23 protein-coding genes are annotated in these 24,929 nt (G+C 67.5%); 13 read left to right on the forward strand and 10 right to left on the reverse strand.

Going from position 1 to position 24,929, the window contains the following annotated elements:
- The first annotated feature begins 22 nt into the window (after window positions 1-22).
- Window positions 23-946 carry a DMT family transporter gene (locus tag C8C93_RS19400; protein WP_121507962.1) on the forward strand — a complete coding sequence of 308 codons (924 nt, stop codon included), beginning with the start codon at window positions 23-25 and terminating at the stop codon, window positions 944-946.
- Between the two features lie 102 nt (window positions 947-1,048).
- On the opposite strand, the gene C8C93_RS19405 is transcribed toward C8C93_RS19400, so the two are convergent.
- Both C8C93_RS19405 and C8C93_RS19410 read right to left on the reverse strand, forming a co-directional pair.
- The gene (locus tag C8C93_RS19405; RefSeq protein WP_121507963.1) at window positions 1,049-1,561 is read right to left on the reverse strand and encodes a hypothetical protein; all 513 of its coding nucleotides are present in this window, start codon (window positions 1,559-1,561) and stop codon (window positions 1,049-1,051) included.
- Between the two features lie 55 nt (window positions 1,562-1,616).
- A complete protein-coding gene (locus C8C93_RS19410; RefSeq protein WP_370110051.1) occupies window positions 1,617-2,762 on the reverse strand; it encodes an MFS transporter in 1,146 nt (381 codons plus the stop codon).
- A 66-nt stretch (window positions 2,763-2,828) separates the two neighbouring features.
- Here C8C93_RS19410 and C8C93_RS19415 point away from each other — a divergent pair, with 66 nt between their 5' ends.
- Entirely contained in the window at window positions 2,829-3,776 is a 948-nt protein-coding gene (locus C8C93_RS19415; RefSeq protein WP_233559604.1) for a LysR substrate-binding domain-containing protein, read from the forward strand.
- A 48-nt stretch (window positions 3,777-3,824) separates the two neighbouring features.
- Here C8C93_RS19415 and C8C93_RS19420 read toward each other — a convergent pair whose 3' ends face one another.
- The 3 genes from C8C93_RS19420 to pssA are packed head-to-tail and all read right to left on the reverse strand — an operon-like array spanning window position 3,825 to window position 5,773.
- On the reverse strand, window positions 3,825-4,667 hold the full coding sequence (locus C8C93_RS19420; RefSeq protein WP_121507964.1) for a PhzF family phenazine biosynthesis protein: 843 nt from the start codon (window positions 4,665-4,667) through the stop codon (window positions 3,825-3,827).
- A gap of 58 nt (window positions 4,668-4,725) precedes the next feature.
- On the reverse strand, window positions 4,726-5,091 hold the full coding sequence (locus C8C93_RS25075; RefSeq protein ID WP_147433790.1) for a hypothetical protein: 366 nt from the start codon (window positions 5,089-5,091) through the stop codon (window positions 4,726-4,728).
- A gap of 55 nt (window positions 5,092-5,146) precedes the next feature.
- Window positions 5,147-5,773 (reverse strand): CDP-diacylglycerol--serine O-phosphatidyltransferase, encoded by a 627-nt coding sequence (gene pssA / locus C8C93_RS19430; protein WP_121507966.1) that lies wholly within the window; start codon window positions 5,771-5,773, stop codon window positions 5,147-5,149.
- A 257-nt stretch (window positions 5,774-6,030) separates the two neighbouring features.
- Between pssA and C8C93_RS19435 the strand changes: the two genes are divergently transcribed.
- Together C8C93_RS19435 and C8C93_RS19440 are read left to right on the forward strand one after the other, a co-directional pair.
- The gene (locus tag C8C93_RS19435) at window positions 6,031-7,980 is read left to right on the forward strand and encodes an acyl-CoA synthetase (RefSeq protein ID WP_121507967.1); all 1,950 of its coding nucleotides are present in this window, start codon (window positions 6,031-6,033) and stop codon (window positions 7,978-7,980) included.
- A gap of 90 nt (window positions 7,981-8,070) precedes the next feature.
- A complete protein-coding gene (locus C8C93_RS19440; protein ID WP_121507968.1) occupies window positions 8,071-9,066 on the forward strand; it encodes a tripartite tricarboxylate transporter substrate binding protein in 996 nt (331 codons plus the stop codon).
- A gap of 212 nt (window positions 9,067-9,278) precedes the next feature.
- On the opposite strand, the gene C8C93_RS19445 is transcribed toward C8C93_RS19440, so the two are convergent.
- Window positions 9,279-11,354 (reverse strand): acetoacetate--CoA ligase, encoded by a 2,076-nt coding sequence (locus C8C93_RS19445; protein ID WP_121508885.1) that lies wholly within the window; start codon window positions 11,352-11,354, stop codon window positions 9,279-9,281.
- 107 nt (window positions 11,355-11,461) lie between these two features.
- Here C8C93_RS19445 and C8C93_RS19450 point away from each other — a divergent pair, with 107 nt between their 5' ends.
- Both C8C93_RS19450 and C8C93_RS19460 read left to right on the forward strand, forming a co-directional pair.
- The gene (locus C8C93_RS19450; RefSeq protein ID WP_121507969.1) at window positions 11,462-12,076 is read left to right on the forward strand and encodes a TetR/AcrR family transcriptional regulator; all 615 of its coding nucleotides are present in this window, start codon (window positions 11,462-11,464) and stop codon (window positions 12,074-12,076) included.
- 378 nt (window positions 12,077-12,454) lie between these two features.
- Window positions 12,455-13,354 (forward strand): alpha/beta fold hydrolase, encoded by a 900-nt coding sequence (locus tag C8C93_RS19460; RefSeq protein WP_121507970.1) that lies wholly within the window; start codon window positions 12,455-12,457, stop codon window positions 13,352-13,354.
- A gap of 169 nt (window positions 13,355-13,523) precedes the next feature.
- Here C8C93_RS19460 and C8C93_RS19465 read toward each other — a convergent pair whose 3' ends face one another.
- Both C8C93_RS19465 and C8C93_RS25460 read right to left on the reverse strand, forming a co-directional pair.
- Window positions 13,524-14,405: a PLP-dependent aspartate aminotransferase family protein gene (locus C8C93_RS19465; protein WP_233559513.1), complete on the reverse strand. Its 882-nt coding sequence runs from the start codon at window positions 14,403-14,405 to the stop codon at window positions 13,524-13,526.
- Window positions 14,369-14,947, reverse strand: coding sequence for a PLP-dependent transferase (locus C8C93_RS25460; protein WP_233559514.1), 579 nt, complete (start codon window positions 14,945-14,947; stop codon window positions 14,369-14,371). Before C8C93_RS25460 ends, C8C93_RS19465 begins: the two co-directional genes overlap by 37 nt.
- A 59-nt stretch (window positions 14,948-15,006) precedes the next feature.
- Here C8C93_RS25460 and C8C93_RS19480 point away from each other — a divergent pair, with 59 nt between their 5' ends.
- The 3 genes from C8C93_RS19480 (at window position 15,007) to ubiM (ending at window position 17,825) form a co-directional block, all read left to right on the forward strand.
- A complete protein-coding gene (locus tag C8C93_RS19480; RefSeq protein WP_121507971.1) occupies window positions 15,007-15,810 on the forward strand; it encodes a helix-turn-helix transcriptional regulator in 804 nt (267 codons plus the stop codon).
- Between the two features lie 134 nt (window positions 15,811-15,944).
- Window positions 15,945-16,361, forward strand: a complete 417-nt coding sequence (locus C8C93_RS19485) for a hypothetical protein (RefSeq protein WP_082437353.1) — start codon at window positions 15,945-15,947, stop codon at window positions 16,359-16,361.
- Between the two features lie 192 nt (window positions 16,362-16,553).
- Window positions 16,554-17,825 carry a 5-demethoxyubiquinol-8 5-hydroxylase UbiM gene (gene ubiM, locus C8C93_RS19490; protein ID WP_121507972.1) on the forward strand — a complete coding sequence of 424 codons (1,272 nt, stop codon included), beginning with the start codon at window positions 16,554-16,556 and terminating at the stop codon, window positions 17,823-17,825.
- Between the two features lie 176 nt (window positions 17,826-18,001).
- On the opposite strand, the gene C8C93_RS19495 is transcribed toward ubiM, so the two are convergent.
- Window positions 18,002-18,967, reverse strand: a complete 966-nt coding sequence (locus tag C8C93_RS19495) for a class I SAM-dependent methyltransferase (RefSeq protein WP_233559515.1) — start codon at window positions 18,965-18,967, stop codon at window positions 18,002-18,004.
- Window positions 18,968-19,313: 346 nt separating this feature from the next.
- On the opposite strand from C8C93_RS19495, the gene C8C93_RS19500 reads away from it, so the two are divergent.
- Entirely contained in the window at window positions 19,314-19,649 is a 336-nt protein-coding gene (locus C8C93_RS19500) for a multidrug efflux SMR transporter (RefSeq protein ID WP_121421825.1), read from the forward strand.
- Here the strand turns inward: C8C93_RS19500 and C8C93_RS19505 are convergent.
- On the reverse strand, window positions 19,643-20,398 hold the full coding sequence (locus tag C8C93_RS19505; protein WP_121508887.1) for a zf-TFIIB domain-containing protein: 756 nt from the start codon (window positions 20,396-20,398) through the stop codon (window positions 19,643-19,645). The two genes, C8C93_RS19500 and C8C93_RS19505, sit on opposite strands and share 7 nt — an antisense overlap.
- A 146-nt stretch (window positions 20,399-20,544) precedes the next feature.
- Here C8C93_RS19505 and C8C93_RS19510 point away from each other — a divergent pair, with 146 nt between their 5' ends.
- From C8C93_RS19510 to C8C93_RS19520, 3 genes are all read left to right on the forward strand, one after another.
- Window positions 20,545-21,834 (forward strand): solute carrier family 23 protein, encoded by a 1,290-nt coding sequence (locus C8C93_RS19510; protein ID WP_055396189.1) that lies wholly within the window; start codon window positions 20,545-20,547, stop codon window positions 21,832-21,834.
- Between the two features lie 142 nt (window positions 21,835-21,976).
- On the forward strand, window positions 21,977-23,518 hold the full coding sequence (locus C8C93_RS19515; RefSeq protein ID WP_121508888.1) for an acetyl-CoA hydrolase/transferase family protein: 1,542 nt from the start codon (window positions 21,977-21,979) through the stop codon (window positions 23,516-23,518).
- A 158-nt stretch (window positions 23,519-23,676) separates the two neighbouring features.
- Window positions 23,677-24,828, forward strand: a complete 1,152-nt coding sequence (locus C8C93_RS19520) for an ABC transporter substrate-binding protein (protein ID WP_055396212.1) — start codon at window positions 23,677-23,679, stop codon at window positions 24,826-24,828.
- Window positions 24,829-24,929: the final 101 nt, after the last annotated feature.

The raw sequence follows: 24,929 nt of genomic DNA on the forward strand, positions 1-24,929 counted from the left end.
GACCCCAACGACCCACCGCGCCATGGCCCTCTCTCGCAAGCCCCACCTCGACTCCCTCGCCATCTCCCTGCTGCTCGCGTGTTGCATGTTCTGGGGCTTCCAGCAGGTGCTGGTCAAGGCCACAGTGGCCGAGGTGGCGCCCGTGTTCCAGGCCTTTGTGCGCTTTGCACTGGCCACGGTGGCGGTGGCGGCCTGGTGCCTGTGGCGCGGCGTGCGGCTGTCGGCAGCGGCCGAGCCCGCCGGGGCTGCCCGCGCCGGGCTGTTGGCCGGGGCGCTGTTTGCGGGCGAGTTTGCGTGTATCTACCTGGGCCTGCAGTACACCACCGCCTCTCGGCTCACGGTGTTTTTGTATGCCTCGCCGTTCTGGGTGGCGTTGCTGCTGCCGCGCTTCATCCCCGGCGAGCGGCTGCAGGGCTGGCAGTGGCTGGGCCTGGCTGCCGCGTTTGTGGGCGTGGGGCTGGCGCTGGGGGACGGGTTGCTGGGCCCTGCCAATGCCGCCCTGCCCCAGGCATGGCTGGGCGATCTGCTCGGGCTGGCCGCGGGCCTTTTGTGGGCGCTGACCACGGTGGTCATCCGCACCACACCGCTGGCGCGCGTGGCCCCGGCCAAGCAACTGTTCTACCAGGTGAGCGTGAGCACGGCGGTGCTGCCGGTGCTGTCGCTGGGCCTGGGCGAGGCCTGGGTCTGGCAGTTCAGCGCGTTTGCCTGGGGCTCGCTGCTGGTGCAGGCCCTGGTGGGCGCATTTGTGAGCTACCTGGCCTGGATGTGGATGCTGGCGCACTACCCGGCGACCAAGATCTCGGTGTTTGTGTTTCTCACACCCGTGTTTGCGCTGCTGTTTGGCGCGCTGTGGCTGGGCGAACCGGTCACGCCGGGGCTGGTGGCGGCACTGGTGCTGGTGGCGGCGGGCATCGTGCTGGTGAACCGGCGGCCTGCGGTGGCGTAGTACCCGTGACAAAAGGGTTTGCATAAAAATACGGCCTAGCGCTTTATTAACAAGCACTTAAAGCTACTATTTTTATAGCAATTCTTTTGCAGGCGGGTGTCGTCAGCCCACCAGACTCAGTGCGTACCGCGTATCCAGCAACACCTGAATGCGCGCACCCAGCGCGGCGCCTTCATCGTCCTCCAGCCGTGTGAACTGCTGGGTCCAAGCCTCAGACTGCGCAAAATTCGGGAACCGGGGTGGTTCGCCCCACAGCCAGTCCGGGTGGGTGGCCCGGGGGCTTCGGCCAAACACATGCAGGTGCATCTTGCGGTGCAGCGCGGGGGTTTTGGGCCCCTGGGGGTGGGCCAGTGGGTTCAGCGCGTTGTTGCCCGCCTCCCAATAGTTCAGGCAGCCACCGGCAAGCTGCGGCAAGGTGTCGAGCATGGCCCTGCCCGTTGCGGCCACCAGACACGACCAATGCGCCAGCTCTTCGGGCGTCAGCTCGCTGCGTTCCCAGACGGGGCGCGGCGGGTGGACCAGCACATGCCCGCCATCGCTGCGGTGGTTCATGGGCCGCGCGGGCAGGTCGACCGTGCCACCGGCACAGCGGATCAGGGTGGTGTGAATGTTCAAGGGCAATTCTCCAAAGCAGAGGTTTGTGAAAAGGGGGCGGTGGCCGCTGCGTGGCTTATCCATCGCCGCGAGGCGCCCAGCAGGCGATGGCCGTGGCCGACAGCAGCAAGGCTGCGACGCCATACACCCAGGCGGACGGCGCAATGGGCAGCAGCACACCCGCCAGCACCGGGCCCGCACCGGCGCCCAGGTCCCGCCAGACCGACCGCGTCGCCAGCGCCTGGATGCGCCCCGGCCCCGGTGTGCGGCGCGCGACCAGCGGCGGCAACAGCGGCAGCAACAGGGCTCGCAAAATCACGATGGCCAGTGCGCTGGTCCACAGCCACCTCAGGCCAAAACCCACCAGGGCCAGCGACGTGAGCACCGCGAAACCCACGAGCAGCACTTCGGCGCCATAGCGTTCGGCCAGGTCGCCACCCACCACACTCAGCGCGATCTCGGCCAGGTAGCGGACCGACAGCAACAGCCCCGCCACGACTACCGGATGGCCCGGCAGCACATCGCGGCCCAGGTACGACAGGCCGATGATGAACAGGCCGTCCAGCACCAACCCCTCAACGAACGAAAAGCGGTCCAGGCGGCCCGGCAACTTGCCCCAGCGCTTGGGCGGTGGCGGCAGGGCATGCGGCTGGGCGGGCAAGTGCCGCGTGGCCAGCAAGGCGCACAACGCAACAGCCGCAAATGCAAAGAAGATGGCCCGGGGCTCCCACCAGAGCGCGCAGACACCGCCAGCGGGCAGGGCCAGCATGGGCCCCAGCGCTGCAAAGGCGCGCGACTGCCCGGCGCGTCGCGCTGCGCCCAGAGGCTCGGCTGTGGCCAGCGCCTGCGTCGCGAGGTTCAGCGCCGCAAAGGCCAGGCCCCACAACAGCCGCAGGCCCAACAGGGCGATGAACCCGCTGAGAGTGGCGTACCCCAGCGCGCACCCGGCGGCGGCCAGCACGGCCAGCGAGCAGGTGAGGCGCTCGCCATGGCGGGCATAGAACCGCGCCACCGCCCCGTAGCCCGCAATGCGCACGAGGCGATTTGCGGCCAGCAGAATGCCCGCTTCAAACAGGGTGACGCCAAACGCCGGGGCAAACATCGGCAGCAGCAGGTAGAGCACCGTATCCCCGGGGAGTGACAGGCCCAGCGCCAAGGCGGCGCGGCGCGAGTGGAGGTCTGAGGCAGAGGGAGTGGCTGAAGGCTGTGGCATGGCCCGCATGGTGCGCGGCGGTGCCCGGCGCGACAAACGATATTGCTGCGCGCCATGCGTGACAAAATTGCACGCATGTCACCCCGCCTGCCCCCGCTGAATGCCGTCCGCGCCTTTGCAGCGGCGGCGCGCCACCAGAGCTTTACCCGCGCCGCGCTGGAGCTGCACGTCACCCACAGCGCCATCAGCCGCCAGATCAAGGCGCTGGAGGAGCACCTGGGTGTGGAGCTGTTCGAGCGCAAGACGCGGCAGGTGCTGCTCACGGCGGCAGGGCATCAGTTTCACGCGCAGGTCGGGCCTGCACTCGCGCAGATCGGCGCCGCCGCCCAGTCGCTGCGGGGCGATGCCGGGCTGCGCAGCGTCAAGATCAACGTGCGGCCCAGCTTTGCGGTGCGCTGGCTGATCCCCAGGCTGCCGGGTTTTGTGGCCCAGCACCCGGACATCGAGCCCCAGGTCATCACCAGCACGCTGGCACCCGACCACGCGGCCGAGGCCTTCGACCTGGCCCTGCGGCGCGGCCCGCGCGGGTGGCCGCCGGGCATGCAGGTCCACCCGTTTCTGGAAGACGAGGCGCTGGTGGTGGGGTCGCCGACGCTGTTCGCCCAGCGCCCGGTCACGCGGCCCGAGGCGTTGTCGTCCCACGTGCTGCTGCTGTCCAAGTCGCGCAGCAAGGACTGGGAAAGCTGGAAGAAGCAGGTGAACCTGCCAACGCTCCAGCCCGCCAGCTGCCTGCAGTTTGACCACCTGCACTTTGTGCTGCAGGCGGCCGTGGATGGGCTGGGCTTTGCGATGGCCCCGGTGTCGCTGATCACCCACGACCTGGCCTCGGGGCGGCTGGTGTCGCCCCTGCCCAGCTTGCGGCTGCCGCTGACGCGGCACTACTTCGGCACGGCCCCTGACCCGTCGCCGGAGACGCTGTGTCTGGTGCAATGGCTTCGGCAAGAGATGGACGCGCTGCCAGGTGCGCTGCCGCCGTCAGGGCCGGGGCGCACAGCGCAACATTCAAGTCAAAACAAGCCCTAGCGCTTTACCATCAAGCGCTAAAAGCTATATTATTTGTAGCAAAAAACGTTATTCGCCGTCGCTCATCCACCGTGCCGTGCCCGACACGCGGATGGAGCTGCCCGCCACCGGCCCGATCTCGGCGCGCAGGCGCGAGCGCATGCCCATGTCCTCGCCCTGTACCACATCGATGGCGCCGCCATGCGGCCAGCCCAGGTCGCGCAGGTAGCCCGCCAGTGCGGCCTTGGCGGCGCCCGTGGCCGGGTCTTCCAGCACGCCGCCCGAGGCAAAGGCATTGCGGGTGTGCAGCAGCCGGTCCGACTCCACCCACACCAGCACGATGGTCACCAGCTTGGCGTTCACCATCAGCGTGCGGCCGGCGTCCAGCGCGTAGTGCATGGCCGCCAGCGCCGCACGGCTGCGCAGGGCCAGCACCAAGTGGTCGGCACCGCCATGGATGAGCGCGGGCGGGATGCGCGGGTCCAGATCGGCCGCGCTGAGGCCAAACAGGGCGAGCGCGTCGGCCAGCAACATGGCAGGCACAGGCCCGCTGCGTGTGGGGGGCGACTGCAGCGCCGCCTGCACCAGATCGCCCTGGCGGCGGCCTTCGACCGTGATCTCGGCCTGGCTCAGCGACAGCGCAAACACGCCGTCGCCCTCGCGCTGCGCCAGTGCTGCGCCCAAGGCAATGGTGGCGTGGCCACAAAAGGGCACCTCGCTCTCGGGCGCAAAGTAGCGCACGCGCCAACGGCCATCGCCCAGTGGGGCGGCAAACGCGGTTTCAGAAAAGCCGACCTCGGCAGCGATGCGCTGCATATCAGCGGGGGCGGGCAGCTCGTCACCGATCCACACACCGGCGGGGTTGCCGCCCTGCGCGCCGTCGGAAAACGCTGCGATTTTTTGAAGAGACATGGTGATGAAGCAAGGGAGAAGATGGATTTGTCAAACGGCCCAACCGCTGCAACAGCGCTCAGCGCAGCATCGTGACGCAAAAATGAACAATGAGCGCAGAGGCCAATAACACCCCACCCAAACGCAACGATATCCACTGAAACGCCTCGTACGCGCGCTCATTGTCACGACGATCCAGATGGTCCACCACGACGGCCAGAAGCCCCAGCACCCCACAAACCATGGCCCCTAGTGCGAGCCACATAGGGCCATCGCTCAGCACAACCAGCGATCTGCCTCGGCCTGCAGAAAGCTTCAGCTGGTTGGAATAGACCGCAGCCGCACCCGATGCGACAAGGCACATCGCGAGCGCCGCATTCCGTACCAGGTGCTCACGGCGAAAACGATTGGGGACATGCTTGGCTCTTTTGGCAGTCGGCTTCATGGATTGCCACCATGGAAAAGTGCGGGGCTCAGCGCCGTGCCGAGTGTCGAGTGGCTCAGAGCTTGGGAATGCGAATCCGGCTGATCATCAACGAACCCGACACCGCAAACAGCAGCACCAGCGGGTGCAGCGTAAAGCCGCCAATGATTACCTTGCCAAACCACAGGCTCTCGCGCACAGCGCCCAGGTAGGCGGCCAGGGCCATCAACGCCACCAGCATGATCGAGGTGGGAATCGGCGTGCCTTCAAAGTATTTGACCTTGCCGTCCTCGCCCGACAGGGTTTCGGCCGTCACGTTGTAGCGCGCCAGGCGCGACACGCCACAGGCCACGAAGTAGGCCAGCACGATGCGGTCATACAGGCCCTGCATGCCGCAGCCGTAGGCAATGATGGCGGGCGCTACGCCGAAGGAGATCACGTCGGCCAATGAATCCAGCTCGCGGCCCATGGCCGAACTCTTCTGGCGCCAGCGCGCGATGCGGCCGTCCAGCACATCAAAGATCAGCGCGGCCAGCACCAGGGCGCACGCAAAGTACACATGCAGCACGTCGTTCGTTTCCAGGTACGACATGACCGAGAACAGCGCGCCCACGCCGCAGACCGCATTGCCCAGCGTGAACCAGTCGGCGAGGTGGAACTCACGGATCATCGAAAAACGTTTGGGCGGCTGCGGAGTGTTCATGGAGGGAAGGCGCGCGGCGGGGCGCGCAGTGGCAATCAACAAGGTCCATTATGGGTGTGCCGCAGCACCACCCGGCGCTGAGAGCTTGCGGACGGTCTCGCAGGGGGTCCTGAACCCTCTCTGACATCTGCGTGACTGCTTTTGCGCTGGCACACAGACAGACTGTGGCCACGCGGCGGGCGCAGGCGGGTAGGACGATGCCGCATCCGCCCCCCGCCGGTGACCGACCCGCAGCCCCATCAGACCCGAGACCCGCCATGCGCCTCCCACAGATGCCCCCGCTCCACACGCCTTTCTCACCCGGTGCTCCGGTGCGCAGCCTGCAGGATGTAGAACGGCATGAAGCCCGCCCCCTGGCCGAAGCGCTGCCAGTGCAAAGCACCTACGAAATCTTTGTGAATTCGGCGGCGGCGTTTGGCGACAAGACGGCGCTGACTTTTTTGCCCACGGCCGACCCGGCCGCCGAACCCATCCGCTGGTCGTATGCGCAGCTGCTCACCGGCATCCACCAGACAGCCAACCTGCTGCACCACCTTGACGTGGGCCCGCAGGATGCCGTGGCCGTGCTGCTGCCCGGCTGCCTGGAATACCACCTGGCCCTGTGGGGCGGCGAGGCGGCGGGCATCGTGCAACCGCTCAACCCCATGCTCACCGACGAGAAGATCGCGGCCATGATGACCCTGGCGGGTGCCAAGGTGCTGATTGCCTATGGCGGCGAAGGTGATGTGGGCTACTGGAGCAAGGCGCTGCGCCTGCGCGCCCTGGTGCCCACGTTGACCACCGTGCTGCGCGTGGCCCCGCACGATGAAGCCCCCGAAGCAGCGCCTGCCCTGCCCGCTGGCGTGGTGGATCTGGCTGCGCGCCAACAGCACCCCGGCGACCACCTGGTGAGCGGTCGCCACATTGCTGCCTCCGACATTGCGGCCTACTTTCACACCGGCGGCACCACGGGCGCGCCCAAGCTCGCGCGCCACAGCCACGGCGCGCAGGTGTTCACCGCCTGGGGCAGCGTGCAGATGCAGGGCATACGGCCCGAGGACGTGGGCATCAACGGTTACCCGCTGTTCCATGTGGCAGGCGTGCTGCCGGGCTCGCTCGCGGCGCTGTCGGCGGGGGTGGAGACCATCATCCCCACCACCGGCCTGTTCCGCAACCGCGAGGTGATCGCCAACTACTGGCGGCTGGTGGAGCGCTACCGCTGCACCTACCTGTCGGCCGTGCCCACGGTGCTGGCGGCGCTGGCCAATGTGCCGCTGGACGGGGCTGACATTTCTACCCTGCGTTACTGCCGCACGGGTGCGGCCATCCTCGCGCCCGAGCTGGCGGCGCGGTTTGAGCGCCTGTTTGGCCTGCACATCCACGAAAGCCTGGGCATGACGGAGATGGCGGGCATCTCCACCATCACCCCGCCCGGCGTCAACGCGCCCGCAGGCTGCGTGGGCTGGCGGCTGCCGTACACCCAGCTGCGCGTGGTGGCGCTGGATGCGCAGGGCAATGCGTCCGACCAGGACCTGCCGCCCGGCCAGCCGGGCATGGTGCTGTTCCAGTCGCCCAACCTGTTCTCCGGCTTTCTGGACGCAGCCGACACGGCCAAGGCGTTCACGCCCGATGGCTGGCTGGCCACGGGCGACCTGGGCTTTGTGGACGACCAGGGTCGCCTGCACCTGAGCGGTCGTTCCAAGGACCTCATCATCCGCAGCGGCCACAACATCGACCCCAAGGTGATCGAAGACGCGCTGGGCGCCCACCCCGCCGTGCAGCTGTGCGCCGCCGTGGGTGCGCCCGACGCCTATGCGGGCGAGCTACCCGTGGTCTACGCCACGCTGGTGCCCGGTGCACAGGCGACTGAGGCCGAACTGCTGGCCTTCACCGCCGAACGCGTGGACGAGGCCGTGGCCCGCCCGCGCTGGGTGCAGGTGATCGAGACCATGCCCGTGACGAATGTGGGCAAGATCTACAAGCCCGAGCTGCGCCAGCGCGCGGCCTGCCACACGGTGCAAGCGCTGGTCGATGGGGTGTGCGGACCCGTCACGAACGGCCTCCGTCCCCAGGTGCAGCCCGAAGGCGACAACGCGGTGCGTGTGGCTGTGGCCCCCTGCGCACAGGCAGACGCACTGGCCGCCCGCCTGCGCGAGGTGCTCGCGCCCCTGCCAATCACCGTGCGCATCACCACCGCCCCCGCCGCAGGGAGCCCCCAAAACGCATAAGCCCATGGCGTGACAGCCAGGCCCCAACCCGCCACCATGCACGCGGAGCCCGCTGAGTGAATTTTTATAACCATGACAGGAGACAAACCCATGCCCTTCCACCCCCTGATGTCCCGCCGCACCTGGCTCGGCGCCGCTGCGCTGGCCGCCGCCTGCACTGGCACGACCGCCTTCGCGCAGACCTACCCCAACAAGCCCATCAAGATCGTGGTGCCCTTTGCCGCAGGCGGCGCCACCGACGTGCTGGCGCGTGTGCTGGCCGAGAAGATGGCCGTAGGCATGGGCCAGCCCATGGTCATCGACAACAAGCCCGGCGCGGCCGGCATCATCGGCACCGACGCGGTGGCCAAGGCGGCGCCCGACGGCTACACGCTGCTGCTGGGCCTGAGCAACTCCATGCTCACCAACCAGTTCCTCTATACCAAGCTGCCCTACAGCCCCGAGAAGGACATCGCGCCCATCTACCAGATCGCCATCGCGCCGCTGGTGCTGGTGGCGCACCCGAGCGTGACCGCATCCACGGGGCCCGAACTGCTCAAATACGTGGTGGCCAACAAGGGCAAGGTGGCCTATGGCTCGTACGGCACGGGCGCGTATCCGCACCTGGCCGGGGCCTACATGAGCCTCACGCAAAACGCCGACATGAGCCACGTGGCCTACCGGGGCGAGGCGCCCATGGTGCAGGACCTGCTCGGCGGCCAGATCCAGATCGCGTTTGCCAGCGCGCTGCAGGCCAAGCCCCACATCGAGGCGGGCAAGCTCAAAGCCATTGGCGTGAGCGGCGAGCGCCGCATGGGCACCCTGCCCAATGTGCCCAGCCTGGCCGAACAGGGCCTGAACGACGAGGCCTACCGCGTGGCGGGCTGGCTGGCGTTTGGTGCCCCCGCAGGCACGCCGCCCGCCATCCTGGAGCGCATTGCCGACGAGGTGCGCAAGACCACGCAGCTGCCCGATGTGGCCCAGCGTATTGCGGCAATGGGCTTTGATGTGCAGAACAGCTCGCCCGCGCTGTTTTCCGCCGCGATTGCGAAGGAACGGCCGGTGTGGGAGCGCTTGATCAAGGCGTCCGGCGCGAAACTTGACTAACCCCCTGAGGCGCTGCGCGCCTTCCCCCTGAAGGAGGACGCCGCCAGCGCGGCGGGGCGGCCCTTGCGCGGCGGCACTGGCATGGCGTCACGCCCTGAGGCGAGCAGTCAGGAGAAACAGGGCGGCTGGAACCAAGGACGGCCAGGCACCCCACGGATAGGACAATTTCAAATAAAAACAGGCTCCTGCGCTTTTCCCCAAAGCGCAGGTAGCTATGTTTTTTGCATCGACTTCGCCCGCTGCGCCGCAAACGCCACATACCAGTCCAGGCACCCAGGATTCGCCATCGCGTCCTTGTTCACTACCTTTTCGATGGGCTGGCCCAGCAGCAGTTTCTTGATGGGCAGCTCCTGCTTCTTGCCGCTCAAGGTGCGCGGCACCTCGGCCACGGCAAAGATGTCGTCGGGCACAAAACGCGGGCTCAGCGCCGTGCGCACGGCACCGTTGATGCGCGCGCGCAGGGCGTCGTCCAGCGCGTAGCCCGGGCGCAGCACCACAAACAGCGGCATGTAGCTCTCGCGGCCCAGGTACTCCAGGTCCACCACGAGGCTGTCGAGCACTTCGGGCAAGGCCTCCACCGCGCTGTAGATCTCGCTCGTGCCCATGCGCAGGCCGTGGCGGTTGATGGTGGCGTCGCTGCGGCCATAGATCACGCAGCCGCCGTTAGCGCCGATCTTGAGCCAGTCGCCATGTCGCCACACCGCGCCCATGCTCGCGGGGCCGTCGCCACCGCCGGGCTGGCGGCCGTGGCCTGCGGGGTACATGTCGAAGTAGCTCGACAGGTAACGCGAACCATCCTTGTCGCCCCACAGGTAGAGGGGCATCGACGGAATCGGCTGCGCGCAGACCAGCTCGCCCACCGCGTCCTGCACGGGGCGACCCTCGGCGTCCCAGGACTCCACGGCCGCGCCCAGCATGCGGCATTGCATCTCGCCGGGCACCTGCGGCATCTCGCGGTTGCCGCCGATGAAGGCGCCGCAGAAGTCGGTGCCGCCCGAGATGTTGTTCCACCAGATGTCGTGCGTGCCGATGGCCTCGAACTGGGCCGTGCCCCACTGCTGCACCTCGGGCGACAGCGGCGAGCCGGTGGTGCCCAGCGCGCGGACGCGCGTCAGGTCGCCATAGTCGGCCAGCGTGATGCCCGCCTTCATGCAGTTGGCAAAAAACGCCGCGCCCGCGCCGAAAAAGGTCACCCCCGTCTCGGCCGCAAAGCGCCACAGCACGCCCCAATCGGGGTGGTCCTTGCTGCCGCCGGGGTTGCCGTCGTAGATCACGCAGGTGGTGCCCGAGAGCAGGCCACTGAGCTGCGCGTTCCACATCACCCAGCCGGTGGAGCTGTACCAGTGGTAGCGCTCGCCCAAACTGTTGGGTTCGTAGCTGCAGCCGATGTCGTTGTGCAACACCTTGAGCTGCAGCGCCACCAGCACCGTGCCGCCATGGCCGTGCACGATGGGCTTCGGGAGCCCCGTGGTGCCGCTGGAATAGACGATCCATAGCGGGTGGTCAAACGGCAGCCACATCGGTTCAAACGCTGCGGTTTCCGCATCATTTTGTGCCGTAGCGCTTGTCCAGCTTGCGCAACCAGCTATCGAAACAGAAGCATCCAGATTGCCCAGCAGCACCGCATGCTGCACGCTGGGCAGGTCGGCGCGCAGCTCGGCCAGCACGCCAGTGCGGTCGTGGTCGCGCCCGCCGTAGGTCACGCCGTCCACGGCGATCAGCACCTTGGGCTCGATCTGGCGGAAGCGGTCGAGCACTGCGTGCGTGCCCATGTCGGGCGCGCAGATGCTCCACACGCCGCCGATGCTCACCGTGGCCAGAAAGGCGATCATGGCCTCGGGCACGTTGGGCAGGTAGGCGGCCACGCGGTCGCCGGGCTGGATGCCCTGGGCCTTGAGGTGCAGCGCCAGCGACGCGACCTGGCGGCGCAGCTCGGGCCAGCTCAGCTCGCGGTGCTGGCCTTTTTCGTTGCGGCTGATGATGGCGGGCAGGCCTGCGGCGTGGGCGGCATCCACATGCCGCAGCGCCTGGCGCGCGTAGTTGACCTGCGCACCGGGGAACCACAACGCACCGGGCATGGTGTTCTTGCCCAGCACGGCGGTGTGGGGCGTGGGCGATTCGATCTGGAAGTAGTCCCACACGCTTTGCCAGAACGCATCCAGCTCGGTGGTGGACCAGCGCCACAGCGCGTCGTAGCTGTCGAACTGCAGCCCGCGCTGGTCGCGCAGCCAGTTCTGGTACAGGCGGATCTGGGGGATGTAGGGCGGGGTTTGGTGTGTTGTCTCCATGGCGACGCAGCGTACCAGTGGCACGGGGTGCAGGCCAGCCACCCCCGTCACCCGGTTGACAGCAGGGTGAAATGCATATTTCGCACATTCGTGCTAAATTCCGCCCCATGGATGCCAAGACCCAGAAAGCAGAACTCACCCGTGCCGCCATCGTCGGCGCGGCGCTGGACCTGGCTGCGGCCGAGGGGCTGGAGTCGATCACGCTGCAGGCCGTGGCCGACCGCGTGGGCCTGTCCAAGAGCGGCGTGTTCTCGCGTGCCGGCTCGCGCGAGGCGCTGCAGAAGGCGGTGATCGAGGAGTTTGGCCGCCGCTTTCTGGCCGATGTGTTTGTGCCCGCCATGCAGCACCCCAAGGGCCTGCCGCGCCTCCAAGAAATCGTGCGCCGCTGGATTGCCCGCACGCGCGATGTGGAGGCTTTCACCGGCTGCATTTACACCGCAGGGGCCTTCGAGCTGGACGACCGCGAAGGCGAGCTGCGCGACCTGCTGCATTCAGAGATCACACGCTGGCGCGCGGCACTGCGCCGCACGGTGATCCAGTCCATCGAGGCCGGGCACCTGCCCGCCGACACCCCGCCCGACCAGCTGGTGGGCGAGATCTATTCCATGATCATGGGCTTGTTGCACGACGTCCGCTTCCTGCGCGATCCGCAGGCAGTGTCACGCACCGAGGCGTCCTGGGCGCGCCTCGTCAAGAGCTACACCAATGGATCACCCCCCTGAGCGGCTTCGCCGCTTCCCCCCGCTCTCGCATTGCTGCGCAATGCGGGCAGGGGGACGACGCCAGCGCGGCGGGGCGGCCCTTGCGCGGCGTCCCTCGCCTGAGCAGCGCCCGTTTTGCAGGCCGCGCACCCAGCATTGAGTCGCTGACTTTGGATATTGCTCAGAAATAGCTCCTTTTTTTCACTCAATTTCGCACAACCGTGCGAAGAAAGGAAACACCATGTTGATCATCCTGGGCATTGCCGCCATTGCGGCCGCAGTGGGCGCCATCCGGTCGCTGCGCAGCACACTCACCAGCCTCCCGCGCAGCAACCGGGACTGGGTCTTTTTCTGAGGTGCGCGCCGCGCGCCTCACTCCGTCCCTTCAGGAACCCCACCATGAACACCTCCTCTTCATCCACCGCCCTGCGGGCCACGTCCAGCTTCTACGGCGAGCACCCCGCCATGCGCCTTGTGCGCCTGGCGCTGGGCACCACCGAGCGCCTGTGGCCCGCGCTGGCTGTGCGCGTGGCCTCGCGCCTGTTTGGCACGCCCCTGCCCCTGCGCAAACCCGGCCGCCAAGCCGTCCCGCCCGGCCACTGGCGCACAGAGCGCTGGCCGTTTGAAGACGCCGAGATCACGCTGTACCTGCCCCAGGCCCAGCCGCACGGCCCCGCGGTGCTCCTGCTGCACGGCTGGGGCGGGCATGCGCGCCAGATGCTGCCGCTGGCCGACGCCCTGACTGCCCGCGGCCTGCGCCCGGTGCTGGTGGACCTGCCTGCGCACGGTGGCAGCCGGGGCCGCGTGAGCAACCTGCCCCAGTTCGCCCGCGCCATCGAGTACGCCACCGCCCGCCTGCACGCGCAGGACTCGGCGCCCCATGCCGTGGTGGCCCATTCGCTGGCCGCCAACGCAGCGGCGCACGCCGCCAGCCGGGGCCTGGCCACCCAGCGGCTGGTGCTGCTGGCACCGCCCGCGTCGCCGCACGAATACACGCGCCTGTTCGCCCAGGTGTTCGGCCTGTCGGAGCGCACGCGTGCCGCCCTGCAGCGGCGCATCGAAGCCCGAGAAGGCATCCTGATGCGCCAGTTCGAGCCCCCGGCTGTGGGCCCACGCATCGCGCTGCCCACGCTGGTGGTGCACGACCGGGGCGACCGCATCAACCGCTTTGCCGATGGCGAGGCCTACCGCGACCACATCCCGGGCGCCACGCTGCTGGCCACCGAGGGGCTGGGGCACCGCAAGATCCTGCAGCAGGCAGAGGTGCTGCAGTCGGTGGTGGACTTCGTGGCGAGCTAGTGTCCCGAATTGGAAATTCGTTTCATAAAGACGTCGAGAATCGCCGCCATGCTGCGTTGCAAATCCTCGCGATAGCACCGGCTATCGCTGTGGTTTGCGCCTTGCCTGACGACGATTTCGACCTCTTTATTTCATCAACGAACTTCCAACTCGGGACACTTGGTGCCGGTCAGCCCAGACCGCTGAGCGCTTGTGCCAAGTCCGCGCGCAGGTCGCGGGCGTCTTCCAGCCCCACATGCAGGCGGACAAGGCGACCCTCATCCGGCAGCGTTGCCAAGTGGCGCTGGTCATAGGGCACAGCGGGCAACACCAGGCTTTCGTACCCGCCCCAGCTGGTGCCCAGGCTAAAGAGCGCAAGCGCGTCGATGAACGCCGCAAATGCGGCTTCACTGCAGGGCGCCAGCTCAAAGGTGAACGGACCCGCGGCGCCCGAAAACTGCGCGCGCCAGAGCGCATGGCCCGGGTCGGAGGGGAGCGCGGGGAACAGCACACGCCGGACCTGCGGCTGCTCTTGCAGCCACTGGGCCGTCGCCAGCGCGGTCTGCTGGTGCCGTTCGAGCCGCACCGCCAGGGTGCGCAGGCCGCGCAGCGCCAGCCAGCACACATCGGGCGCCGCATGGGCGCCGCTGCGGTCGCAAAAGCGCCGGGTGCTGGCCAGGTCTGCGTGCGACCCCGTGATGAGCCCCAGCATGAGGTCGGAGTGCCCGTTGATGTATTTGGTGGCCGAATGGATGGCGATGTGCACACCCAGGGCGTGGGCGTCAAAAAACACCGGAGTGCCCCAGGTGGCATCCACCGCCACCGGGATGTGGCGCTGGCGTGCCGCCGCGCACACGGCGCGCACGTCCAGCATCTCCATGGTCAGCGACGCGGGGGTCTCGATGTAGACCAGGCTGGTGGTGTCCCGCAGGTAGGGCGCGATGTCGACGCCTTCCGGAAAGTACTCGACGGTGGTGCCCTGCGGCACCAGCTCCTGGTCGCAGAAGATGCGCGTGGGCCCGTACACACCCTGGTTCAGCAGCAGGTGGCGGCCCGGCCCGGCATGGGCCAAGAACCTTTTCTCGATCTCGCAGGGGATCGCGTTGGAGCGAAATCGGGATGAGTGGATGCTTCGGATGCGCCACATGGGCTCATGCCCATGCAAGCAGTCGAGGCGTTCAATCGCCCGATTTCGCTCCAACCCTTCGGGCAGCGGTCCTGGCGGGCGGTCTGCGGCGTTGCGGCGCTTGTGGATAGCCAAGCTATCCACTGCGCACCGCGCCTTGCATCCCATCCCGCCAAGACCGCTGCGCGGCCCCTGGGAGACCGAGAAGAGGTTCTATGCACGGCCACGATGGCCGCCAGTCCGCTGGCTGTGGCCAGGCAGGTTTCTGCGCCCGACAACGCGGCCATGCAGCGCTGCAGCTCAAACGTGGTGGAGGTGCCCGAGCGGCCGTAGCGCGGCGAGTCGAACACGGTCTGGTGGTGCGCGTGTTTGTAGGCAGCCAGGGTGTCGAACACGACGGTCGAGGCCCGCACCAGCGGCGGGTTGATGGCCTGGACGGCGCGGGCCGTCTGGCGGCCCGAATGGACAAGGAAGGTGGTGGTGTGCATGGGCTGGGGGCGAGTTTCGGGGAAGGAGTGGGGAGGAGGTGGTTTCATAATAGGACGGCATGTCAGCACCAGAACGCCAACAAACATCGCCAGGGCGCCAAGACGCTGGCCTGTGGGCCACGCTGGCAAAAACGCACGCGGCCGGCACACTTTTGCCAGCGCACCAGCACCGCAGCGGCCAGCTGGTGTTTGCCACGCGGGGCGTGATGCTGGTGGAGACACCCCACGCGCGCTGGACCGTGCCGCCGCAGCGGGCGCTGTGGGTGCCCCCGCACCACGCCCATGCGATCGAAATCCTCTCTGCCACCGACCTGCGCACGGTGTACTGCCAGCCGGCGCTGGTGGCGCAGTGCGCATCGTTTGCGCGCCGGGACGAGGTGCACGCAGTGATCGCGTCGCCGCTGATCCAGCAGCTGGTGCTGGGGCTCTTCAACGGCGGGTTCGACCACCCCACGCGGCAGCTGATGGTGTCCCTGCTGCTGCATACGCTGCAGCACACGCCCTGCCTGCCCACCCACCTGCCGATGCCTGCCAGCGAAGGGCTGCGGCGCGCGCTCGCGCTGTTGCTGCAGGCCCACCAGTGGCAGCTCTCGCTGCACGAACTCGCGGCCGAGGCCGCGATGTCCGACCGCACCTTCACCCGGCGCTTCACGGCGGAAGCGGGCCTGAGCTTTCGCGCCTGGCGCCAGCGTGCGCGCATCATTGCCTCGCTCGATCTGCTGGCCTCGGGCCGCCCGGTCAAGGGCATCGCTCACGCCCTGCAGTTCGAGAGCCCCGCCGCGTACATCGCCTCGTTCCGCACGCTGCTGGGCTGCACACCGAACACCTTCCGCCAGGGACAGCACGGCGACACGCACCCATAGCCACCGTACGGGCAGACCCTGCCCTGGGGCGGCACTGGGTGCCGGGAGCCTCCTCTATCATTCGCAGTCCGCAGCCCTGGCGCTGCCCGACACACTCTCCGATCCGCCCCCACATTCTTCCGATGCATCTCCTCATGTCCGCCTGGCCTGCCCTGGCCCTGCTGCTGCCCGCCCTGGTGCTGGTGTCGGCCATCTACTTCCTGGCCAAGGGCGACCGCAGGGCGTTTGCGCAGCTCCTGGCCCTGCTGGCCTGCTGGGTCATCGGTGCGTTGCTGATGGAGTTCTTCATCTTCATGGCGGCACGCATGGCACGTTCGGGCAGCGCGGCCATGCCGGTGCTGGGCACGGGCACACGCCAGCTGCTGGAGACCATGGCCAGCCCGCGCTCCATCGCCGCACCACCGCTGTCGCTGGCCGCCATGGCGGCCTACAGCGTGCTGGCGGCGTACCTGTGGGTGCTGGTCACCTGGGGGCTGCACCTGCGCGGGAAGCCAGCGGGTGGCGCCCGCAAGAAGCCCGCCAAGGGCGCGCGCAAACCGGCACGCTCGTAACGCACCATAATTTTTGATGTTTTAAGGCCCTAGCGCTTATCCCGTATCATTTTTTAGCTATTTAATTTATAGCATTCAGGCACACTGCCTTGATGCAGGGCAAACCGCCGCGCGGAGTGCCCGCCCACAATGGCAAGCCCCACCCCACGGTTGCAGGGTGGATGCCGGGCTGCTTCGCCCGGTCTTCTTGCCATGACCTCCTCCTCACACAGCGACGTTCTCATCGTCGGCGCGGGCCCTGCGGGCCTGTCGCTGGCCATTTCCCTGGCGCAGGCCGGGTTCACCACCACCGTGGTCGAACAGCAGTCTGAGGCCACGTTGGCCCACCCCGCGCCCGATGGCCGCGAGATCGCGCTCACCCACCCCAGCGTGGCCACGCTACAGCGGCTAGGCACCTGGGCCGGCCTGGCGCCACACGAGGTGGGCACCATCCGCGAAGCGCAGGTGCACGACGGCCCGCTGGGCCAGCGCAGCGCCCTGCAGCTGGACACCCAAGGTACGGGGCTGGAGGCTCTGGGCTTCATCGTGCCCAACCACGCACTGCGCCGCACGGCCTATGCCGTGGCGGCACGCACACCGGGTGTCCGCATCGTGACCGGCGCCCAGGTGGTGCGCGTGGCCACGCAAGCCGCCCATGCCGAGCTGGAGTACCTGCCGCAGCCTTCCGCCGATGGCGCTGCGGCACCGCCACAGCGCCTGCAGGCCCCGCTGCTGGTGGCGGCGGACAGTCGCTTCTCGGCCACGCGGCGGCAGCTGGGCATTGGCGCACGCATGACGGACTTCGGCCGCACCGTGATCGTCTGCCGCATGCGCCATGCCCAACCCCATGGCGGCGTCGCGCACGAGTGTTTTGGCTACGAACGCACGCTGGCTGTGCTGCCCTTGCCCAATGACCCCCAAGAGGGGCATGCGCTGTGCTCGGTGGTGGTCACGGCGGGCACTGCCGACGCAGGTGCGCTGATGGCCCAGAGCCCGCAGGCCTTCGCCGCTACGGTGCAGGCCCAGCTGGGCGACCGCCTGGGGCCTTTGCAGCTGGAGGGCGAACGCCACGCCTACCCGCTGGTGGCCGTGTATGCACAGCGTTTTGCAGACCACCGCTGCGCGCTGCTGGGCGACGCCGCCGTGGGCATGCACCCCGTGACGGCGCATGGCTACAACCTGGGTCTGGCCGGTGTGGAACGCCTGACAGCCGCCGTGGTGGCGGCCCGCAGCCAGGGCCACGACATCGGCAATGGCGAAGCCCTGGCCACCTATGCACGGGCGCACCACCGCCACGCATGGCCGATGTACGAGGGCACCAATGCCATCGTGCGGCTGTATACCGACACGCGCCCCGTGCCGCGCCTGCTGCGGCAGCTGGTGCTGCAGGGCGCGCGGCGGCTGCCGCCGCTGCAGGCCGCAATCGTGGGCCAGCTGACGGGCAAGGCGCCACGATGGATGCCAGCACTGGCGCCCAGGCATTAGCACAACCTTTGCAACCGGCGCGCCCAACGCCAGCGCCACCGTGGAACTGGCTTTGCCAGGCCACCGGTGGCGTCCCCCTCCGGGGCTGAGATGCCGCGGCTCCAAGCCTGCCTGCGCAGGCTTGGACGGCATCGAAGAGTTGCCGCCTCCGGCGGTGACACCGAGGGGGTCGCGGCTCAGGGGGAGCCGTCTCCCACGCCGAGGGTCGCCATGCCATACAGCGGCGCCCCCAGCCACGGCCACCACAGGGTCTCCAGCACCACACCCGGCCAGCCATAACACTCCGACACGCTCTGCTGGCGCAGCAGCGCCAGGCGCGGGTGTGCGGCGGTCAGCTCGTCCATGCTGCCCACGCCCCAGTGGAACTCCGCCCCCGTGGGTCCCACGCTGGCGTGCTGCGCCGCGCGGCCCACGGCACGGTGCGTCATGACATCAATCACCAGGCGCGAGCCTTCCGGCGCGCACTGCGCAAACTCGCGCAGCACGGCCTGCACCTGCGCGGGCTGCAGGTACATGAGCACCCCTTCGCAGACGATGAACACCGGCTGCACGCCCGCGCCATCGCCCTCCCCTTCCTCCTTTGGCAGCCCCAGCCGCTGCCACCAGCCAGGCTGCGTGATGTCCACCGTGGCATGGCGCGTGCGCGGGCAGCGCACCGGCAGCAGCTCGCGGCGCAGGTCCATGACCTCGGGCAGATCAGCATCGAGCCACTGGTTGGCGCCCGTATCGAGCCACTGAAAGTGGTGCGACAGGCCACAGCCCAGGCTCACGCCGCCAGCCTTCGGGTGCGCAAGGAAGAAACTGCGGCCCGCATCCTTGATGGCGCGCGTGCGCCACAGTACGTTGAGCACCGTGGGCAAGTCGTCCAGGCACGGTTCCACATCGGCACCCAGGCGCTCCACCAGGCTGGTGGCCACCACGTCGTTGCAGGCCTGCCAGGGAAAGTAACGGCTCCCGCGCGCGCGCGCGGCCAGCGGGATCAGGAGGGTGCTGGGCACGGCCCGCAGGTGGGCGCGCTGCAGCAGGCAGGGGGTAGCGGAGTCGGAGGCGGCGGCGCCATCCCCCGCGTTCTCAGGGTTGCGCTGCGCCGGGGCGGCGGCGGTGCGGGCACGGCGTCGGGTTGGGGGCGGATGCGGCTGCAAGGTCCTCTCCTCCTGTGGCCACCGGGTGCCACGGCTGGTTGGTTGTTTGCGACGGGGCCCACCAGAACACAGGCCTGCGCCATTGTGAACGGGTTGGAGTGTGGTGCGGGGGATGGGCTGGGTGCGTGAAGGGACACCATCACGCCCTCCATCCGGCGCTGCCGCTGTGTCAACGCTCCATGATCCGCGCAAACGCAAGTGGCCGCCAGAGCCTGCGTGGGGTGTTCTTGATGGATCGCAAGGGCGTGGCTACACTGCGGCCCTTCACCATCTGGGTACCGCTTCATCGTACTGCCCGTGTCACTCGGTACAAGTGACAAACGGGCATGTTCGGCCAAGGTGCCCCATGAATCCAAACCTATCGGCCTGGCTGCTCGTCGCAGCCAGCGTCATTGCAGAAGTTGCCGGAACCGTCGCGCTCAAGTACTCCGATGGCTTCTCCAGACTCCTCCCGTCAGGCATGGCAGCTGCGTGCTACGCACTCGCCATCTGGCTCATGGCCGTGGCCATGCGCCAGCTCGACATGGGCCTCACCTATGCAGTCTGGGCGGCCAGCGGCACGGCGGCCGCAGCCGTGGTGGGGATGGCGCTGTTTGGCGAGCCAGTGGGTGTCATCAAAGTAGTGGGTCTGGTGTGCGTGGTGGGAGGCGTTGTCATGCTCCACCTTGGAAGCCCTCAGTGATGGCTTCTGGTGTTGATCAAGGCCCACACCAACTCCACCCCGGCCGTCAGCAGGTCGCCCGTGAATGAGCTGTCGCTCGCATCACTGGCGCTGGTGAACGCGCGCTTTTGCCGCTCGCGCTCGGCGCGGCTGCGGTCGCGCTCCAGGGCCACCAGGGCGTCGCCGATGTCCACCGAGGGGGTGGCGTGGGTGGTGCGCTCGCTGCTGGCCTTGGCGTAGCCTTCCATGGCGCGCACCACGGCGTCGGGGTCGATGAGGGAGAACGCGGCGCGGCAGTAGGGGCAGGCGTGGTCCTTGCGGATGTCCACGGGGGCGCCGCAGCTGGTGCAGTAGATGGCGCCCACGCGTTTGGCCAAGTCGTCGATCTCGGGGCGCGTCATGTGGCGCACAAAGCCTTTTTCGACCATGAAGGACGAGAAGGTGCTGAAGCGGCCATGCAGGCGGGCGCAGCGGTAGATCATGTAGCGGCCGCTGCGCACCACGTCAAAACCTTTGGCCAGGCTGGTGTTGCAGCGCGGGCAGGCCATGCGTTCTGCCAGGGGCTGGTGCTGGTCGGTGCGGTGTTCGTGCAGCAGGCGGAACAGCTCGACCACCGACTGGGGCGCGAGCTTGAGGTTTTCGTGCCTGTCAAACCACAGGCCCTGGCAGGCAAAACAGATGTCCAGCTCCAGCGAGTGCCCCTGGTTGCTGGTGAACCGGTGGGCCTGCATGGGCTGGCGGCAGTTGGGGCAGGACGGCTGAGAGTGCATGGCGGCGGTGCCCACAAGGGGCAGAGCGGGGTAGGCCCAAATGCTAACCCGGGGCACGGCGGGCGCCCGGCGAAAGAGTTGCAGCTTCGCGGCATTGCCTCACCCATCCACTAGCATTCGCGCCTCAACAACAAGGAACCGACAAGATGGGATTCATGAACTGGCGCACAAAAAGCGCTGAGGTGCTGCAACAAGGTGGGGTGATTGGGCCCGATGAGCGGCTGCCCTGGCCGCAGACGGCGGTGATGGGGGTGCAGCACGTGATTGCGATGTTTGGGGCCACGGTGCTGGCGCCCATCCTGATGGGCTTTGACCCGAACGTGGCGATTTTGATGAGCGGCGTGGGCACGCTGATCTTCTTCCTGGTCACGGGCGGCAAGGTGCCCAGCTACCTGGGGTCGAGCTTTGCGTTCATTGGCGTGGTGATTGCGGCCACGGGCTACGCGGGCAAAGGGGCCAACGCCAACATTGCCGTGGCGCTGGGCGGCATCATTGCGTGTGGCCTGGTCTACACGCTCATCGGCGCGCTGGTGCAGGCCATTGGCACGGGCTGGATCGAGCGCTTCATGCCGCCCGTGGTCACGGGCTCGGTGGTGGCGGTGATCGGGCTGAACCTCGCGGGCATTCCCATCAAGAACATGGCGGCCAGCAACTTTGACAGCTGGATGCAGGTGGTGACCTTTGTGAGCGTGGGCCTGGTGGCCGTGCTCACGCGCGGCATGGTGCAGCGCCTGCTGATTCTGGTGGGCTTGATCGTGGCGAGCATCATCTACGCGGTGCTGACCAACGGCCTGGGGCTGGGCAAGCCCATGGACCTGTCCGCACTGGCCAACGCCGCATGGTTTGGTTTGCCCAACTTTGCTGCGCCGGTGTTCGAAGCCAATGCCATGCTGCTGATTGCGCCCGTGGCCATCATCCTGGTGGCCGAGAACCTGGGCCACATCAAGGCCGTGACGGCCATGACGGGCCAGGACCTGGACCGCTACATGGGCCGCGCGTTCATTGGCGACGGCGTAGCCACCATGGTGAGCGGCGCTGCAGGCGGCACAGGCGTGACCACCTACGCCGAAAACATTGGTGTGATGGCCGCCACCAAGATCTATTCCACCGCCGTGTTCTTGCTGGCGGGCGTGTTTGCGCTGGTGCTGGGCTTTTCCCCCAAGTTCGGCGCGCTGATCCAGACCATTCCGCTGCCGGTGATGGGCGGCGTGTCCATCGTGGTGTTTGGCCTGATCGCGGTGGCGGGCGCCAAGATCTGGGTGGACAACAAGGTGGACTTTTCGCAGAACAAGAACCTCATCGTGGCGGCCATCACCCTCATCCTGGGCACGGGCGACTTCACGCTCAAGTTCGGCCAGTTTGCGCTGGGCGGCATCGGCACCGCCACGTTCGGGGCGATCCTGCTGTACGCGCTGCTCAACCGCAAAGCGGCGTAATCTGCGGGTATGGGGACGTCAGACCGCATTTGTAAGGGTTAACCCTTAAATTGTAAGGAACGAAGGCTAGCATCCTGGGTTTTGTCCACAGGGCCATCCGCTCACCGGGCGGGTGGCCTTTTTCTTTTTGCGGAGTTTGTTCATGTCCCTGGCCGATCGGGTGCTGTACCCCGACTTTCTCTCCCGCACCATGTCCGCCGATGAAGCGGCCGCCCTGATCCCTGCCGGCGCCCATGTGGGCATGAGCGGATTCACCGGCGCGGGCTACCCCAAGGCTGTGCCGGGCGCGCTGGCCCGCCGCATCGAAAGCCTGAACGCGCAGGGCCATGGCTTCAAGATCGGTCTGTGGACGGGGGCCAGCACCGCGCCTGAGCTGGACGGCGCGCTGGCCCAGGTGGACGGCATCGAGATGCGCCTGCCCTACCAGTCCGACCCGACGGTGCGCCGCCAGATCAATGCGGGGCAAATGCAGTATGTGGACATCCACCTGTCGCACGTGGCGCAGTTTGTGTGGTTCGGTTTTCTGGGCAAGCTGGATGTGGCCGTGGTCGAGGTGGCGGGCGTGTTGCCCGACGGGCGGCTGATCCCCTCGTCTTCGGTGGGCAACAACAAGACCTGGCTGGACCAGGCCGACAAAATCATCCTGGAGGTGAACGCATGGCACCACCCGGGGTTGGAGGGCATGCACGACATCTACTACGGCACCGATGTGCCGCCGCACCGCAAGCCCATCCCCATGACGCGGCCCGACGAGCGCATCGGCGAACCCTACCTGCGCTGCGACCCGTCCAAGGTGATCGCGGTGGTGATGACCAACCAGCCCGATCGCAACAGTGTGTATGCCGCGCCGGACGACACCTCCAACCGCATCGCAGGCCACATCATCGAGTTCCTGCAGCACGAGGTGAAGAAGGGCCGCCTGCCCAAAGACCTGCTGCCGCTGCAGTCGGGCGTGGGCAACATTGCCAACGCGGTGCTCGCGGGGCTGAACAACGGGCCGTTCGAGAACCTCACGGCCTACACCGAGGTGCTGCAGGACGGCATGCTGGACATGCTGCGCTCGGGCACGCTGGCGAGCGCATCGGCCACGGCGCTGTCGCTGAGCCCTGCGGCCATGCAGGACTTCAACGAGCGCATCGACTATTACAAGCAGCGCATCGTGCTGCGCCCGCAGGAGATCAGCAACCACCCCGAGCTGATCCGCCGCATGGGCCTGATCGCGATGAACGGCATGATCGAGGCCGACATCTACGGCAACGTGAACTCGACCCACATCATGGGCTCCGCCATCATGAACGGTATCGGCGGCTCGGGCGACTTTGCGCGCAATGCCTACCTGTCGATCTTCATGACGCCGTCGCTGGCCAAGAACGGCAGCATCTCCTGCATCGTGCCCATGGCCTCGCATGTGGACCACACCGAGCACGATGTGCAGATCCTTGTGACCGAGCAGGGTTTGGCCGACCTGCGTGGGCACTCGCCCTCGCAACGGGCGCAGATCATCATCGACCGCTGCGTGCACCCCGACTTCCGCCCTGCGCTGCACGACTACGTGGCCCGCGCCAAGCGGGGCGCCGTGGGCCAGCACACACCGCACCTGCTGAACGAGGCGTTGTCGTGGCACCAGCGGTATGTGGAGACGGGCAGCATGCGCGCGCCAGCGGGCCCTGGCAGCACGGTGTAAAGAGGACACCCCCAGGCCTGCCAGGCCTTTGACAGCCAATTGCCAGCCTGGGCAGATAAAATCAGGGTTAACCCTAGGTCTATCGACCTCCCCCAGTCCACCCTCCACCAGCCCCCATCCGGGGCTGGTGGCTTTTTTGCCTGCGAGTTTTTTTGACCATGCAACGCCGTCAGTTCACCCAATCCCTTGTGGCCGCAAGCACCGGCCTGCTGCTTGCCACCTCTTCGCGCGCCGTGGGCGTGCAGGACCCCATGGACGCCAAGAGCGTGACCATTGGCTGCTCGCTGGGCACCACCGGCGCACTGGCCAGCCTGGGCAAGGAATTGAAACAAGGGCTGGACGCAGGCATTGCGCAGGCCAACGCCAAGGGCATCCATGGCCGCGAGATCAAGCTGCTGGCACTGGACGACGGCTACGACGCCGCGCGCTCCGAAGACAACGTGCGAAAGCTGATTGCCGACGCCAACGTGGTCTCGCTGATCTCCTGCATGGGCACGGCCAACAACCAGCGCATCCTGCCGCTGGTGGACGAGGCGCAGATCCCCTATGTGGCCCCACAGAGCGGTGCCACGTCGCTGCGCAAGGCCGAGTACCGCTCGGTGTTCCACGTGCGCGCCAGCTACGCCGACGAAGCCCAGCGCCTGACGCAAAAGCTGGTGTCCATGGGCATGAACGACCTGGCCATCGTGTACCAAGACACGGCGTTTGGCCGCGAGTTTCTGGCGGACGTGAACAAGGCCATGGCCGCCGCCAAGCAACCAGCACCCAAGGCTTTCAAGCTGGATGCACAGGGCGCGCAGGTGCCCGATGTGGTGGGCAAGGCCGTGGCCGCCAAGGCCGCCGCTGTGCTTCTCGGAACCGCAGGTGACGTTACCGCCACACTGGTCAACGAGTTCAAGAAGGTGTCGTCCAGCACGCCGCTGGCCGCCACCAGCGTGGCGCTGTCGGGCGACAACCTGCGCCAGCTGGGCGGCAAGGCCTCGGGCATTGCGCTGTCGATGGTGCTGCCCGACGCGGCCCGCACGAGTGTGGCCGTGGTGCGCGACTACCAGAAGGCCATGCGCGCGCTGGGCTACCAGGAGTTTTCGGCCCGCAGCTTTGAAGGCTATGTGAATGCCCGCGTGCTCACCGAAGGCCTGGAACGCGCCGGACGTGAGCTCACCCGCGCCAAGTTGCGCAGCGCACTGGCCGGTATCCGCAGCAGCGACCTGGGTGGCCTGTCCATCGACTACGCCGGCGGCGCGCCGTATGTGGGCTCGCGCTTTCTGGACCTGGGGGTGATGGGCGCCAACGGCAAGTTTGTGGGCTGAGGATTGATCGTCCGAACCATGCCGTGTCAGCTGTGCTAGGCGTCTGTAACGCCCTTTCCTTGGACCGACTATAGAGGGTTGTTGTCTGGCAATTGCTTCTG

It is taken from the genome of Acidovorax sp. 93 (assembly GCF_003633835.1).
Taxonomy (GTDB): Bacteria; Pseudomonadota; Gammaproteobacteria; order Burkholderiales; family Burkholderiaceae_C; genus Acidovorax; species Acidovorax facilis.